A 13,458-nucleotide genomic window follows, 5' to 3' on the forward strand; every position below is an offset into this window, starting at 1 on the left:
TTATGAAGCATTACCTGCAATTCAACGATCTCACCGCCGACGAGTACGCCTACCTGTTCAGCCGCGCGGCCGTCATCAAGGGCAAATTCAAGAGCTACGAGAAGCACCACCCGCTGACCGACCGCACGCTGGCCATGATCTTCGAGAAGGCCAGCACGCGCACCCGCGTGAGCTTCGAGGCCGGCATGTACCAATTGGGCGGCAGCGTGGTGCACCTGACCACGGGCGACAGCCAACTGGGCCGCGCCGAGCCCATCGAGGACAGCGCGAAGGTCATCAGCCGCATGGTGGACCTGGTGATGATCCGCACCTATGAGCAGACCAAGATCGAGGCCTTCGCCGCCCACTCCCGCGTGCCGGTCATCAACGGGCTGACGAACGAGTTCCACCCTTGCCAGATCCTCGCGGACATCTTCACGTACATCGAGCACCGCGGCACCATCCGGGGCAAGACCGTGGCCTGGGTGGGCGATGGCAACAACATGGCCAACACCTGGCTACAGGCGGCCGAGCTGCTGGGCTTCACCGTCCACGTGAGCACGCCGCGCGGCTACGAGATCAATGAGAAATTGGCCCTCGGCGCAAATGGTTCTAGGGCAGATAGCTATAAGTTTTATAGCAATTCACTCGAAGCCTGTGCCGGCGCCGACCTGGTGACCACCGACGTGTGGACCAGCATGGGCTACGAGGCCGAGAACGAAGAGCGCAAGAAGGCCTTTGCCGACTGGTGCGTCGATGCCGAAATGATGGCGGCGGCCAAGCCGGACGCCCTGTTCATGCACTGCCTGCCCGCCCACCGTGGCGAGGAAGTCGAGGCGGACGTGATCGACGGCCCGCAGTCCGTGGTGTGGGACGAGGCCGAAAACCGCATGCATGCGCAGAAGGCACTCATGGAATACCTGCTGCTCGGCCGCATCACCAGCTGATCGCCGAAATCGCCACGTCCTCCTACGCCCCAGCCGCCGCCGCATGAAGCCCAGCCAAGGTGAACTGCTGGCGCGCTGGCAGGCCCTGGGCGCCGCGCTGGAGCGCGCCGGCCCCGCATGGACCGCCGAGGGCCAGCGCCTGCTGCGCCACTGGAGCCGCTGGCCCCGCGCCTACCACGACACCCGCCACCTGCACGCCTGCCTCCTGCACCTGGAGGCCGTTCAGGCCGCCCAGCCGACAGCGCTGCAGCAGCCGCACGCGGTCGAACTGGCCCTGTGGTTCCACGACGCGATCTACTGGCCCTGGAGCGGGCACAACGAAGAACGCAGCGCGCAATGGGCGCGCCGGTTCCTGCTGTCCCAGCGGTTGTCCGACGGCCTGGTGCAGACGGTGGAGCGCCACATCATGGACACACGCCACACGCCCGATGCGCCGCTGGAGGGCGACGCGTGCTGGGTGGTGGACATCGATCTCGCCGTGCTGGGCGCCCCGCCCGAGGTGTATGGCGAATTCGAGCGCAACGTGCGGCGCGAATACCGGTTCGTGCGCTGGCCGCGCTACGTGGCGGGGCGCTCTGCGGTGCTGCGGTCGTTCATGGATCGGCCACACGTCTACGCGACCCCCTGGTTCAGGGCGCAACGCGAAGCGCAGGCACGCGTCAATCTCCAGCAGGCCGTTGCGGCGCTGGGGCGGGGTGTGCTTTTCGGCGAATGATTTGTGTGACGCGAGCCGGTTTGCTTACGCTTACACATTGAGTCCAAATCTGGCGTCGCAAATCAGAATGAAGTCCTTGCAGCTCCACTACCATTCCGCCAGGAGGAAAAATGCTTAATATCGATGCTCAAGGGATGGTTAGCGGAAACTCGAAAATCAAGGCACGCAGGTTCTCATCGATCGAAAGATCAGAAATGAACAAGGTCTCTGGAATCATCGTCCATCAAACAGGATCCCCAACAGAGAACTCGACGTTCAATAGTTATCGAAGCGCCAACGCAAACGGTGCGCACTTTTTGATAGGCAAAGAGGGATCCATTTATCAGACGGCTTCGATTCTCCGTCGAACAAATCACGTGGGTCCGCTGAAAGCGCGTTGCTTGGCCGAACTCCGATGCAGTCCTGCCGAGATCGCCCAATACAAAAAAGCCAGTCCAACCACTATGCACAAAGCGGAAATGACCAAAGTGGTTCCAGGACGCTATCCGTCCAACGCAGACAGCATCGGTATTGAAATCGTAGGCATGGCTTCACTGCCGCCTGGAATCAAAATGCCTGCAGGATTGAGTACAGAGCAACAGCGCGCGTTTTTAGGAAACAACGCGGTTTATGAGGCGCTGACCAACCACCAACAGGTCGCCCTTCAATACCTGATCGATGCGCTTTCCGAAACACTGCACATCTCGAAAGCCGAGGTGCATCGTCATCCTGAGGTGAGCCGGAAAAATGCTACGGAAGCTGCCACGGCGACATGGCAATGACCATCAAGCACTTCCTGGCTTCGGCCCTTTTTGCAGGCGCAGGCATCGCTTCGTTCGCCTCTCCGACGAGCGATTTCGACAAGACGCTCCAGCCCAAGAAATACCGTCTCGGCCCGATCAAGTCAGTCGTGGTGCAGGACCGCACTGCCAAGGGTTTCGGCGCGGAGGCCGACTGCGGGCACCTGGCGATCGACGAGAAAAGGGTGCGTTTCTTTTTGGCGAATGCCCGGTTCCGCAGCGAGTATCAATACAGCCAGGAACTGCAGACCGGCGATTGCAACGCACAGGCCAGGGTGATATTCCAGGATGGCCGAATCGCCAAAGTCTCCATCGACCACTGGACGGGGTGGGGCGCGATCACGGCCCGGGGAGCGACCTACTTTATGCGGTGCGAAGCCTGCACCGACATCCTGGAAAGCAGCTTTCCATTCGATGCCCGCAAGCCGGCCCGGCCCTGAGCCGGTCTGGAGGTCTAACGCACCAAAGCATTCCTTCGAATGGCTTGTCAGAAAAGCGCATCGGACCGGGGCTGCCATCACCATCACGCCATGACCATTTGCCTGCCGCAACGCTTGCATCACGCAAAAATCGCAGCCTTCATTTCGATGCCTGCATTGGCGATTGCCTGCAACGTTGCAACGGCAGCGCCACAGGCCACGACCACCCGCTGTGGCTGGTTCGATCAGCCGACACCGGGAAATGCAACGCTCGTGGACAAAGCGGGGGAATGGACGGTGGGAATGCAGGGAGGCCACCAAGCCGAAGGTGACTGGCCCGTGTTTCCCCAAAACAGGTGGGTGGCAACCGGATCGGGCAGCGCAGGATACGGTTGCGCGTGCCTCGAAAGCAGCACGCGCGCCGATACGAAGGAAGTGACCCGAATCGTCTCGTGGCGTGCGTTGCCCCTGAAGACCTGCCGACGCGACAAGGCGCTGATGGGAAAGGAGCCGGAAAACCCTCTGCGCCAGCCATGAAACATGGGGGCGTTCCGCCGATGCCCGCCCTACTTCGGCACCGAAGAACGGCTGCCCGGCATCTGCACGACCTGCTCCTGGCCCACCGCACCGCCGCCCGTTCCGCAGCCGCCCGAATCGCAGCTGCTGCAGCCTCCACAGCTGCTCGACTGCGCCAACGCCGGGTGCACGCGGTCCAGGCGGGCGCGCCAGCGGGCGGGCATCCACTTCCACACCATGTAGGCCACGGCGAGGGCGACGATCACGCCGACGATGATTTCCTGGGCCATGGGCTCAGCCTCCTCCCAGCGCCAGGGCCAGGCGATACGTGATGAAGCTGGCGGCGTACGCCAGCGCGAACAGGTAGCCGGTCATCAGCAGCGGATAGCGCCAGCTGTTGGTCTCGCGGCGCACGGCGGCGATGGTCGAGATGCACTGCGGCGCGAAGACGAACCACGCCAGCAGCGACAGCGCCGTGGCCAGCGACCAGCTCTGGGCGATCAGCGGGCCCAGTTGGGTGGCCACTTCCTCGCCCGTGGCCGAGAGGGCATACACGGTGCCCAGCGCCCCCACCGCCACTTCGCGCGCGGCCATGCCGGGCACCAGGGCGATGGCGATCTGCCAGTTGAAGCCGATCGGCGCCACCAGCACCTCCAGCACGCTGCCGATGCGGCCGGCGAAGCTGTACTGGATGGCCGCGCCGGTGGCGCCCTCGGGCGCCGCGGGATAGGTGGACAGGAACCACAGCAGGATGGTGACGGCCAGGATGATGCCGCCCACGCGGCGGATGAAGATCAGCGCGCGCTCGTACAGGCCCTGCGCCAGGCTGCGCACACTGGGCCAGCGGTAGGCGGGCAGTTCCATCAGCAGCGGCGCGTGGCCGGCGCCACGGCGCGCGAGGCGGGCGACCGCCGCCACGGCCATGGCGCTCACGATGCCGCCGAAGTACAGCGCGAACAGCACCAGCCCCTGCAGGTTGAAAACGCCGACCACGGTCTGCTCGGGGATGAACGCACCGATGAGCAGCGCATACACCGGCAGGCGCGCGGAGCAGGTCATGAGGGGCGCGATCATGATCGTGACCAGCCGGTCGCGCCAGTGGGTGATCGAACGCGTGGCCATCACGCCGGGCACGGCGCAGGCAAAACTCGACAGCAGCGGAATGAACGACCGCCCCGACAGTCCCACCGTGCCCATGACGCGGTCGAGCAGGAAGGCCGCGCGCGGCAGGTAGCCGGAGTCTTCCAGTGCCAGGATGAAGAAGAACAGGATCAGGATCTGCGGCAGGAACACCAGCACCCCGCCCGCGCCCGCCAGGATGCCGTCGGTGAGCAGGCTGCGCAGCACGCCGTCGGCCATGTGCGCATTGATCCAGGCCGACAGCCCGTCCACGCCGGCCTTGATGGCGTCCATGGGCATCGCGGCCCAGCTGAAAACGGCCTGGAACATGAGGAACAGCGTGACGGCCAGCAGCAGCAGGCCCCACACGGGGTGGAGCACCACGGCATCGATGCGGTCGTCGTTGCGCAGGCTGACCGCGGGCTCGCGCACGGCGGCGGCCATGATGCGGCGCACCTCCTGATGCAGCTGCAGCACCTGGGCGCGCAGGTCCACGCCCACCGCCCGGTGCACGGACGCCGTGCCCGCCAGCGCCTGCGGCGCCTGGGTGTCGAGCCACTGCAGCAATTCCTGCGCGCCGTCGCTGCGCACGCCCACGGTGGACAGCACCGGCATGCCGAGTTCGCGTGAGAGCGCTTCGCGGTCGATCTCGATGCGCTGGCGCGCCGCCATGTCGCTCATGTTGAGCACCAGCACCATCGGCAGCCCCAGCGCGCGGGCCTCCAGCACCAGGCGCAGGTTCAGGCGCAGGTGGGTGGCATCGGTCACGCAGACCAGCAGGTCGGGCACGGCCTCGCCGGGCCGCTCGCCGGTGACGATGTCGCGCGTGACGGCTTCGTCGGCGCTGTGGGCGTTCAGGCTGTAGGCACCGGGCAGGTCCAGCACGCGCACGCGGCGGCCGCTGGCGGTGTGCAGCAGGCCCTCCTTGCGCTCGACGGTCACGCCGGCGTAGTTGGCGACCTTCTGGCGGGCGCCCGTGAGCAGGTTGAACAGCGCGGTCTTGCCGCAGTTGGGATTGCCCAGCAGCGCGATGCGCAGGGGCGAAGTGGCAACGCCGCTCATGCGGGCGCTCCGGCTTGCACATGCACCAGCGCGGCCTCGTGGCGGCGCAGTGCGAAGGTGGCCTGGCCCACACGCACGGCCAGGGGATCGCCGCCGGGGAAGCCGCTGGCCACCACGCGCACGGGCTCGCCGGGCAGGAAGCCGATTTCCATGAGGCGCTGGATCACCGCGCGCTCCTGTTCGTTGCGAGCCGGCTGCAGCGCCGTCACATGGGCGTGCACCTGCCGCGGGAGGCGGTCCAGGCCCGTGGCGGCGGGCAAGGCAGTGCCTGGGGCCAGCGCAGGGCCCGAAGATTCTTCAGTCATCTTCATCGGATTGTTATGAATGAGTTTAGTTCTCATTTTAGGCCGCATCCTTTCGGCCGGCTCGAGGCGCATCAGACCCGGATGCGATGCGCTGCAGGGCCAGCCCCTACGCTCCCGCCCGCACAATGCCGGTTTTGCCCCGACGTGCACCGCCTGCCATGACCCATCCCTGCCTGAGCTGCGGCGCGTGCTGCGCGAGTTTCCGTGTCGATTTCTCGGTGCATGAATCGCAGGAGACGGGCGGCAGCGTGCCGCAGGGCCTGGTGGTGGAAGTGACCGACCAGTTGCGCCGCATGCGTGGCACCGACCACGCGTCGCCGCGCTGCGCCGCCCTCACCGGCACCGTCGGCGTACGCGCTGCCTGCGGCATCTACGAATGGCGTCCCTCGCCCTGCCGCGAGTTCGAGGCGGGCAGCGATGCCTGCCGCCGTGCACGCCAGCGCCATGGCTTGGCGGCGTTGCCGGACAGCGCGATCTACTGATTGGGGATGGATCGCAACGGCCGCGGCGCAGGCCGCTGGTGCTACGCCGGCACGGGCAGGCCGCCGACCTGGCCCTTGAACTCCTGCAGCGAAAAATACGAGTGCATGTGCCGCACGCCTGGCAGGCGGTGCAGGCGGCGCTGCAGCAACTCGGAATAGGCATCCAGGTCTTTCGCGACCACGACGAGCATGAAGTCCTCCGGGCCCGAGATGCCGTGGAACATGACCACCTCGGGGATGGCGCACACCGCCTCTTCGAAGGCCTGGGACGAGATCTCGGTCTGGTGGTCGATGCCCACCATCACGAACGCCATCACCCCGAACCCCAGCGCGCGCCGGTTGAGGCCCGCGTGGTAGCCGCTGATGACGCCGTCGTCTTCCAGCCGCTTCACGCGCCGCCAGCACGGCGACTGGGACAGGTGCGCCATCTGCGCCAGTTCGCCCGAGGTGAGGCGGGCATTGCCCTGCAGGGCTTCGAGCAATTGCTTGTCGGTGCGATCGAGGGAGGCGGCCTGCATGATTTGTTCTGTTTTCGGATTTAAAAGAATGGATTATTCAATTTTTACTAGTGCAGAGGATAACCCCTTTGGAAATCACCCCCGATGCGCATAGCATGCGCGCCATGAACACGAATTCACCCCGGCTGTGGGACATTTCGGCGCCCGTGCATGCCGCCACGCCGGTCTTTCCCGGCGACACAGCCTACACGCAGCAGTGGTGCGCCACCATCGGGCCCGGCTGCCCGGTGAACGTGAGCGCCATCACGCTGTCGCCCCATGTCGGTTCGCATGCCGATGCCCCGCTGCACTACGACCCGGACGGCGCTTCCATCGGCGAGGTGCCGCTGGACGCCTTCATCGGCCCCTGCCGCGTGATCCATGCCATCGGCGCGGGGCCGCTCATCGAATGGGCGCACCTGGCCCACGCCGTGCAGGACCTGCCGCCGCGGGTGCTGGTGCGCACCTACCAGCGCATGCCGGTCGATCGCTGGGACGGAGCCCTGGCCGCCTACGCGCCCGGCACCATCGAGCGGCTGGCGGATCTGGGCGTGGTGCTGGTGGGCATCGACACCGCCAGCATCGACCCGGCCGACAGCAAGACGCTGGACAGCCACCAGGTGATCCGCCGCCGCGGCCTGCGGGTGCTGGAGAACCTGGTGCTCGACGAGGTGCCGGAGGGCGACTACGAACTCATCGCCCTGCCTTTGAAGCTCACTACGGCCGACGCCTCGCCGGTCAGGGCCATATTGCGCCCATGCCGTTGATTTCATTGCCCCGATTGCTATTATTTTGATTAAAACGAGCCTTCCATGACGACCTTGCAAAACTGCCGCGCACTCGATGCGCAGGACCCCCTGGCCCCGCTGCGCGCGCACTTCGACCTTCCCCCCGGCGTCATCTACCTGGACGGCAATTCGCTCGGCGTGCTGCCCAAAGCCACGGCGGCCCGTGTGGCCGACGTGGTGACGCGCGAGTGGGGCACGGACCTGATCCGTTCGTGGAACACGGCCAGCTGGTTCGACCTGCCCCAGCGCCTGGGCAACCAGCTCGCGCCGTTCATCGGCGCCGGTGCCGGCGAGGTGGTGTGCACCGACAGCACGTCCATCAACCTCTACAAGGTGCTCAGCGCGGCACTCAACATCGCCCGTGAAGAGAGCCCGGCCCGCCGGCGCGTGGTGAGCGAGCGCAGCAACTTCCCCACCGACCTCTACATCGCCGAAGGGCTGTGCAAGGAGCGCGGCCTGGAACTGGTGCTGGTGGAGCCCGAGGAGATCGCCGCCTCGCTCACCGGCGAGGTGGCGGTGCTGATGCTCACCCACGTGAACTACCGCACCGGCGCCATGCACGACATGGCGGCCCTCACGGCGGCGGCGCATGCGGCCGGCATCCTCACGGTGTGGGACCTGGCGCACAGCGCCGGCGCGGTCCCGGTCGATCTGCAGGGCGCCGATGCCGACTTTTCCATCGGCTGCGGCTACAAGTACCTGAACGGTGGCCCCGGTGCCCCGGCCTTCGTGTGGGTGCACCCGCGCCATGCCGACCGTTTCTGGCAGCCCCTGTCCGGCTGGTGGGGCCATGCGGCGCCGTTCCAGTTCACGCCCGGCTACCAGCCCGCGCCCGGCATCACGCGTTACCTGTGCGGCACGCAGCCCATCATCAGCCTGTCGGCCCTGCAATGCGGCCTGGATGTGTTCGATGCCGCGCAGCCGCTGGGCGGCATGGACGCGCTGCGCGCCAAATCGCTGGCGCTGACGGACCTGTTCATCCAGCTGGTGCAAGCGCGTTGCGGCGACCATGGTCTGGGCCTGGCAACCCCGCGCGAACACGCCCGGCGCGGCTCGCAGGTGTGCCTCACGCGGGACGAAGGCCAGGGCCTTCACGGCCAGGGCAGCGGGGCTTATGCGATCGTGCAGGCGCTCATCGCGCGCGGGGTGATCGGCGACTTCCGCAAGGGCGACGGCGGCCAGGGCCCGCACAAGGACATCCTGCGCTTCGGCTTCACGCCGCTGTACATCGGCTTCGAAGACGTGTGGAATGCGGTGGAGCACCTGCGCCAGGTGCTCGACGGCGCCGAGTGGCAGCGCGCCGAGTTCAACCAGATCAACGCGGTGACCTGAGCCATGTGCCCCCATTCCCAATCCCCCGCGCCCGCCGGCAGCGAAGCGACCGCCGGCAAGCCCGAATCCATCGTGCACGAAGAGCGGGCCCAGCTCGACTTCAGCCAGAGCATGAGCTACGGCGACTACCTGTCGCTCGATGCCATCCTCACCGCGCAGAACCCCCGCTCGCCGGCACACGATGAAATGCTGTTCATCGTGCAGCACCAGACCAGCGAGCTGTGGATGAAGCTCATGCTGCACGAGCTGCGCGCGGCCATCGCGCTGGTGGCGCAGGACGAGCTGCAGCCGGCCTTCAAGATGCTGGCGCGCGTGTCCAAGATCATGGAGCAGCTGGTGCACGCCTGGGACGTGCTGGCCACCATGACGCCGCCCGAGTACAGCGCCATGCGGCCCTACCTGGGCAGCTCCAGCGGGTTCCAGAGCTACCAGTACCGCAGCATCGAATTCGCGCTGGGCAACAAGAACCGCGCCATGCTCCGCCCGCACGAGCACCGCGCCGACCTGCTGGCCCAGGTGCAGGCCGCCTACGAGGCGCCCTCGCTCTACGACGAGGCCCTGCGCCTGCTGGCGCGCCGTGGCATTCCGGTGCCGGACAGCCACACGGCCCGCGACTGGACCCAGCCCTATGAGGAAAGCGATGCCGTGGAGCAGGCCTGGCTGGTGGTGTACCGCAACCCGCGGCAGCATTGGGACCTGTACCAGCTGGGCGAAGAGCTGACCGACCTGGAAGACGCCTTCCGGCTCTGGCGCTTTCGCCACGTGACCACGGTGGAGCGCGTGATCGGCTTCAAGCGCGGCACCGGCGGCACGGGCGGCGTGAGCTACCTGCGCAAGATGCTGGACGTGGTGCTTTTTCCCGAGATCTGGAAGCTGCGCACCGACCTTTGAAACCAAGCGGTGGCGGGCCCCGAAGGGCCGCCCACGCGGCTCACACCGGCGCCACGACCCCGGTGCCCGCGAAGTGCCCGCCGGCGTTGGCCAGGAACTGGTTCACACTGGCCTGCACGGCCTCGGGCGACCAGCCCGCCACGTGCGGCGTGAGCAGCACGTTGTCCAGCCCGATCAGCGCCTCGGGCGGGTGCGGCTCGCTTTCGTAGACATCGAGCCCCGCGCCGGCGATGCCGCCCACGCGCAGGGCCGAAGCCAGCGCCTCGGTGTCCACCACGCTGCCCCGGGCGATGTTCACCAGGTAGCCCAGCGGGCCCAGCGCCTGCAGCACCTCGGCATTGACGGCATGGCGCGTGGCCGCGCCGCCCGGCGTGGCGCACACCAGCACGTCGCACCATTTCGCCAGTTCCAGCAGGCTGCCGAAGTACTCGTAGGCCACGCCATCGCGCGGCTTGCGGTTGTGGTAGCCCACGGCCATGTCGAAGCCTGAGGCGCGGCGCGCGATCTTCTGGCCGATGGTGCCCAGGCCGAAGATGCCCAGGCGCTTGCCCGACACGTTGGGCGGCAAGCCGATGGCGTCGCGCCACACGCCTTCGCGGCACAGGCGGTCCAGCGGGCGCAGGCCGCGCACTGCGCCGATCAGCAGGCCGAAGGCATGGTCGGCCACGCAGTCGTCGTTGGTTCCGGCACCCGAGGCCACCACGATGCCACGCGCGCGGGCCGCGGCCAGGTCCACGTTCTCATAGCCGGCACCCAGTACGCAGATGAGCTCCAGCGCCGGCATGGCCTCGATCTCCTGGGCGCTCAGGCCCAGCGAGCCGATGGTGAGCACCGCCCGGAACCGCCCGCCCTGAGTGACGATGGCCGCGGTGCGGTCCGCCGCCGTGGGGGCGTAGTGCAGGTCGTAGAGGGCCGCGATCTGGGCCTGGCTCTGCGGGGACAGGTGGTTGAGAACGAGCAGGGGAATGCGAGGACTGGACACGACAGGATGCTTCCATATTGATAGCTGAACGGGCAGGCGGATCAAGCGCTGCCGCCCCATTTTGCGCCAATCGACCGGGGCGCGCCACCGGGTTCCGTCAACTCCGTGGCGCGCGGCCGATCATTCCCTCACGGTGACGGTGCTGTAGCCCGCGCTCGACGTGATCTCCGATTCCGAGAACGGCAGGCGCAGCCACTGCTTGGCCCCGTAGGCCCGGGTGTAGTCGCCGTTGCGGCTGGAGGCCGGATCGTCCGACAGCGAATAGGTGAGGAACGTGTGCGCCTCCACCCCGCCGGCCGGAAAACCCACCACCTGCATGTAGCTGTTGCCGTGCGGCTGCCCGTCCATGCTGTAGCCGCCCTGCTCGATCGGGTTTTCCGAGCAGTTGATGGTGAAGTAGCCCGGATCGCCGCAGCCGCCGTACAGCGCGATCTTGCTGCCGCCGCGCGTGGCGAACAGCACGTCGCCGCGCGGCGCATCCAGCGCGAAGCCGCTGCGCTGCACGCTCAGCACGGCAGCGCCGAAGGCCTGCCGCAGCGCATCGGCGGCGCTGGCGCGCAGCTCGCGCGGCGTGTTCAGCGGGTCGGCGGCGCTGAACGGCACGGCATAGAGCTGAGCGGCCGGCACCTTCACGCGGTTCCAGAACTCGTCCCATACATGAGAGCCCCGCGCCGTGGCGTTGCCGGTGTTGTTCCAGGCGCGCAGCGTGGCGCAGGCGGCGGCCACGTCCACAGTCCGGCCCTCGGCCGCGACCGTGATCTGGGGCGCCACGCAGACCAGGGACAGGGCCTGCTCCTTGAAGCGCTCGGCGCTGAACACCCGGCTGTCGAGCACCATCTGCCGCACGATGGCGCTGGTGGCCTGCTGGCCGGCGTAGGCATCGGTTCCGGCCAGGCGCTCCAGCGCCATGGTGTGGCCCATGCGCGTGCGCAGGCTCTGCGCCTGCGTTCCGGCCGGGCCGAAGATCGCCGGAAAGCCCGTGAGCGGCGCCTTGGCATTGGCCAGCCAGTAGCTGTCGTTCATGTTGCCCACGTAGTCGTCGCGCAGCAGGCTGGGCATGCGCGAGGCGCCCACGGTGCCCTTTTGCGCCGAGTCGCTGTCGGTCTGCCAGTCGCAGGCGCTGCGCGAGCCGTCGAAGAACGGCACGTTGGGCAGGGCCGCCGCCATCGCCTTGCCGAAGCCCGTAGTGCAGGTAGCCACCTGCTCGGTCGACACGTTGGGCACGGCGCCGATGTCGGCATACCAGGCGCGCGGGTTGCCGCGCCCCACGGCCACCGTGTTGACCCAGGGAATGGCCGATTCCTGCTTCTGGATGGCGATGAACTCGTCCAGCGAGGCCGCCTGGTTCCAGCGCATCCAGTTGCGGAAGGTGCGGAAGTTCTCGCCGTTGACGTCGCGCATGGCGAAGGCCGTGGTCTGGCTCCAGGCCAGCGCCGGGTTGAGGCCGCCCAGGTTCACCACCGGCCCGTACTCGGTCTTGTAGAGGGTGCGCGTGACATCGGTGAGCGCGCCGGAGGCGCCGCGCACCTGCACGGTGATGGGAGTGGCCGCCATCTTCACCGCCTTGCCATCGCGCACGTAGGTCGTGCGGTCACCATCGGCCAGCTGCAGCTGGAAGACGCCGAAACGCCGCGCGGTGGAGACGGTGTGGCTCCAGGCCACGTTGTCGTTGAAGCCGATCAGCACCACCGGCACGCCCAGGAACGACGCGCCGCTCACGTTCAGCTCGCCGGGAATGGTCAGGTGGGCCTGGTAGAACCGGTCCGGCCCCTTCCAGTACCAGTGCGGGTTGCCGAAGAGCAGGCCGCTCGACTCGCCGGTGGCGGCGGTGCCGAAGCCGTACATGTTGCTGCCGATGCCCGCGGTGCCACCCACCTGCAGCCGGGGCGGCTGCGTGCGTGCGGGATCGAGTTGCGCCACCTTCTGGGATGGCGACGCGGACGTGGTGGTCCCGGCCGTCGCGCTGGCGGCCGCACTGGGCAGCGTGGCATTCGCCAGCGGCGCCACGAAGTTGCTGTAGCCCCCGGCCAGATTGGCCGCGACCATCCGCCGCCAGATGTCCCGCACGGTGACGGGCTGCACCCATGCCGCCGTGCGGCAGGCCGCATGGGCGGTACCGCCGGACTGGGCCTCGCGCAGGTAGCGGTTGTATCCGGCGGCGAAGCCCTCCACCATCTTCTTGAGGTTGTCGGGCTGGGCTGCCACCATGGCGTCCACCACGTCGCTGGAGATCACGTGGCGGTGGAAGAAATCGGAGTCGAGATTGCGCGGACGGTCGATGGTGCTTTCGTACACCAGCAGCGCATCGCCCCCGAAGTAACGCGAGCGCTCACCGCGGTAGGTCACGAACGAATCGGCCATGGTGCACAGGTTGTCCTGCGCCTGCGCATAGCCGTATCCGAAGCCCGCATTGCCCCAGTTGGAGGCCTTGATGTGTGGCACGCCCATGGCCGTGCGCCGGATCTCCGCGCTGTAGCGGCCGTTGTCACCACCCTCGCCGCCGCCCCCGCCGCAGGCAGCCAGCGCCGACAGCGCCAACACGGAAAGCGGCAGGCCGCCACGCCGAATCATGTCTCTCATGTCTTGTCTCCTTGGATGACCGCCTACGGGCCGGCGGAAGGGAGCCAAGGATAAAGGGCGCGTTG

The 13,458-nt window shown here is 67.4% G+C and carries 15 protein-coding genes; 9 read left to right on the top strand and 6 right to left on the bottom strand.

Going from position 1 to position 13,458, the window contains the following annotated elements; translation table 11 throughout:
• Window positions 1-2: 2 nt before the first annotated feature.
• The 5 genes from argF (at window position 3) to AVMA1855_RS01530 (ending at window position 3,376) form a co-directional block, all read left to right on the top strand.
• Complete coding sequence (argF, locus tag AVMA1855_RS01510) at window positions 3-926, top strand: ornithine carbamoyltransferase (RefSeq protein ID WP_284424311.1); 924 nt, start codon at window positions 3-5, stop codon at window positions 924-926.
• 43 nt (window positions 927-969) lie between these two features.
• Entirely contained in the window at window positions 970-1,641 is a 672-nt protein-coding gene (locus AVMA1855_RS01515; protein ID WP_284424312.1) for an HD domain-containing protein, read from the top strand.
• A gap of 110 nt (window positions 1,642-1,751) precedes the next feature.
• The gene (locus tag AVMA1855_RS01520) at window positions 1,752-2,402 is read left to right on the top strand and encodes a peptidoglycan recognition protein family protein (protein WP_284424313.1); all 651 of its coding nucleotides are present in this window, start codon (window positions 1,752-1,754) and stop codon (window positions 2,400-2,402) included.
• Entirely contained in the window at window positions 2,399-2,860 is a 462-nt protein-coding gene (locus AVMA1855_RS01525; protein WP_284424314.1) for a hypothetical protein, read from the top strand. Before AVMA1855_RS01520 ends, AVMA1855_RS01525 begins: the two co-directional genes overlap by 4 nt.
• 90 nt (window positions 2,861-2,950) lie before the next feature.
• Entirely contained in the window at window positions 2,951-3,376 is a 426-nt protein-coding gene (locus AVMA1855_RS01530; protein ID WP_284424315.1) for a DUF4087 domain-containing protein, read from the top strand.
• A 29-nt stretch (window positions 3,377-3,405) separates the two neighbouring features.
• On the opposite strand, the gene AVMA1855_RS01535 is transcribed toward AVMA1855_RS01530, so the two are convergent.
• From AVMA1855_RS01535 to AVMA1855_RS01545, 3 genes are read right to left on the bottom strand one after another with little or no spacing between them, the layout of a single operon-like run.
• Window positions 3,406-3,645, bottom strand: a complete 240-nt coding sequence (locus tag AVMA1855_RS01535; RefSeq protein WP_284407067.1) for a hypothetical protein — start codon at window positions 3,643-3,645, stop codon at window positions 3,406-3,408.
• A 4-nt stretch (window positions 3,646-3,649) separates the two neighbouring features.
• Window positions 3,650-5,536, bottom strand: coding sequence for a ferrous iron transporter B (gene feoB / locus AVMA1855_RS01540; protein WP_284424316.1), 1,887 nt, complete (start codon window positions 5,534-5,536; stop codon window positions 3,650-3,652).
• Complete coding sequence (locus AVMA1855_RS01545; protein WP_272551506.1) at window positions 5,533-5,847, bottom strand: FeoA family protein; 315 nt, start codon at window positions 5,845-5,847, stop codon at window positions 5,533-5,535. The genes feoB and AVMA1855_RS01545 overlap by 4 nt, the downstream gene beginning before the upstream one ends.
• A gap of 152 nt (window positions 5,848-5,999) precedes the next feature.
• Between AVMA1855_RS01545 and AVMA1855_RS01550 the strand changes: the two genes are divergently transcribed.
• Window positions 6,000-6,323, top strand: coding sequence for a YkgJ family cysteine cluster protein (locus tag AVMA1855_RS01550; RefSeq protein ID WP_272551504.1), 324 nt, complete (start codon window positions 6,000-6,002; stop codon window positions 6,321-6,323).
• 41 nt (window positions 6,324-6,364) lie between these two features.
• Here AVMA1855_RS01550 and AVMA1855_RS01555 read toward each other — a convergent pair whose 3' ends face one another.
• Entirely contained in the window at window positions 6,365-6,841 is a 477-nt protein-coding gene (locus AVMA1855_RS01555) for an Lrp/AsnC family transcriptional regulator (protein ID WP_272551503.1), read from the bottom strand.
• A 104-nt stretch (window positions 6,842-6,945) separates the two neighbouring features.
• On the opposite strand from AVMA1855_RS01555, the gene kynB reads away from it, so the two are divergent.
• The 3 genes from kynB to kynA are packed head-to-tail and all read left to right on the top strand — an operon-like array spanning window position 6,946 to window position 9,831.
• A complete protein-coding gene (gene kynB, locus AVMA1855_RS01560; RefSeq protein ID WP_284424317.1) occupies window positions 6,946-7,587 on the top strand; it encodes an arylformamidase in 642 nt (213 codons plus the stop codon).
• Between the two features lie 45 nt (window positions 7,588-7,632).
• Entirely contained in the window at window positions 7,633-8,940 is a 1,308-nt protein-coding gene (kynU, locus tag AVMA1855_RS01565; RefSeq protein ID WP_284424318.1) for a kynureninase, read from the top strand.
• A 3-nt stretch (window positions 8,941-8,943) separates the two neighbouring features.
• Window positions 8,944-9,831, top strand: a complete 888-nt coding sequence (gene kynA, locus AVMA1855_RS01570; protein ID WP_284424319.1) for a tryptophan 2,3-dioxygenase — start codon at window positions 8,944-8,946, stop codon at window positions 9,829-9,831.
• Between the two features lie 40 nt (window positions 9,832-9,871).
• Here the strand turns inward: kynA and AVMA1855_RS01575 are convergent, their stop codons facing one another.
• Both AVMA1855_RS01575 and AVMA1855_RS01580 read right to left on the bottom strand, forming a co-directional pair.
• Window positions 9,872-10,873: a 2-hydroxyacid dehydrogenase gene (locus AVMA1855_RS01575; protein ID WP_284396164.1), complete on the bottom strand. Its 1,002-nt coding sequence runs from the start codon at window positions 10,871-10,873 to the stop codon at window positions 9,872-9,874.
• Between the two features lie 60 nt (window positions 10,874-10,933).
• Window positions 10,934-13,393 (bottom strand): penicillin acylase family protein, encoded by a 2,460-nt coding sequence (locus AVMA1855_RS01580; RefSeq protein WP_284424320.1) that lies wholly within the window; start codon window positions 13,391-13,393, stop codon window positions 10,934-10,936.
• Between the last annotated feature and the right edge of the window lie 65 nt (window positions 13,394-13,458).

This window comes from Acidovorax sp. SUPP1855 (genome assembly GCF_030158955.1).
In the GTDB taxonomy this organism is placed as follows: domain Bacteria; phylum Pseudomonadota; class Gammaproteobacteria; order Burkholderiales; family Burkholderiaceae_C; genus Paracidovorax.

Excerpts from the sequence above, each read along its gene's own strand:
- argF (WP_284424311.1), top strand. The coding sequence starts at position 3 with ATGAAGCATTACCTGCAATTCAACGATCTCACCGCCGACGAGTACGCC.
- AVMA1855_RS01515 (WP_284424312.1), top strand. The coding sequence starts at position 970 with ATGAAGCCCAGCCAAGGTGAACTGCTGGCGCGCTGGCAGGCCCTGGGC.
- AVMA1855_RS01520 (WP_284424313.1), top strand. The coding sequence starts at position 1,752 with ATGCTTAATATCGATGCTCAAGGGATGGTTAGCGGAAACTCGAAAATC.
- AVMA1855_RS01525 (WP_284424314.1), top strand. The coding sequence starts at position 2,399 with ATGACCATCAAGCACTTCCTGGCTTCGGCCCTTTTTGCAGGCGCAGGC.
- AVMA1855_RS01530 (WP_284424315.1), top strand. The coding sequence starts at position 2,951 with ATGACCATTTGCCTGCCGCAACGCTTGCATCACGCAAAAATCGCAGCC.
- AVMA1855_RS01535 (WP_284407067.1), bottom strand. The coding sequence starts at position 3,645 with ATGGCCCAGGAAATCATCGTCGGCGTGATCGTCGCCCTCGCCGTGGCC.
- feoB (WP_284424316.1), bottom strand. The coding sequence starts at position 5,536 with ATGAGCGGCGTTGCCACTTCGCCCCTGCGCATCGCGCTGCTGGGCAAT.
- AVMA1855_RS01545 (WP_272551506.1), bottom strand. The coding sequence starts at position 5,847 with ATGAAGATGACTGAAGAATCTTCGGGCCCTGCGCTGGCCCCAGGCACT.
- AVMA1855_RS01550 (WP_272551504.1), top strand. The coding sequence starts at position 6,000 with ATGACCCATCCCTGCCTGAGCTGCGGCGCGTGCTGCGCGAGTTTCCGT.
- AVMA1855_RS01555 (WP_272551503.1), bottom strand. The coding sequence starts at position 6,841 with ATGCAGGCCGCCTCCCTCGATCGCACCGACAAGCAATTGCTCGAAGCC.
- kynB (WP_284424317.1), top strand. The coding sequence starts at position 6,946 with ATGAACACGAATTCACCCCGGCTGTGGGACATTTCGGCGCCCGTGCAT.
- kynU (WP_284424318.1), top strand. The coding sequence starts at position 7,633 with ATGACGACCTTGCAAAACTGCCGCGCACTCGATGCGCAGGACCCCCTG.
- kynA (WP_284424319.1), top strand. The coding sequence starts at position 8,944 with ATGTGCCCCCATTCCCAATCCCCCGCGCCCGCCGGCAGCGAAGCGACC.
- AVMA1855_RS01575 (WP_284396164.1), bottom strand. The coding sequence starts at position 10,873 with ATGGGGCGGCAGCGCTTGATCCGCCTGCCCGTTCAGCTATCAATATGG.
- AVMA1855_RS01580 (WP_284424320.1), bottom strand. The coding sequence starts at position 13,393 with ATGAGAGACATGATTCGGCGTGGCGGCCTGCCGCTTTCCGTGTTGGCG.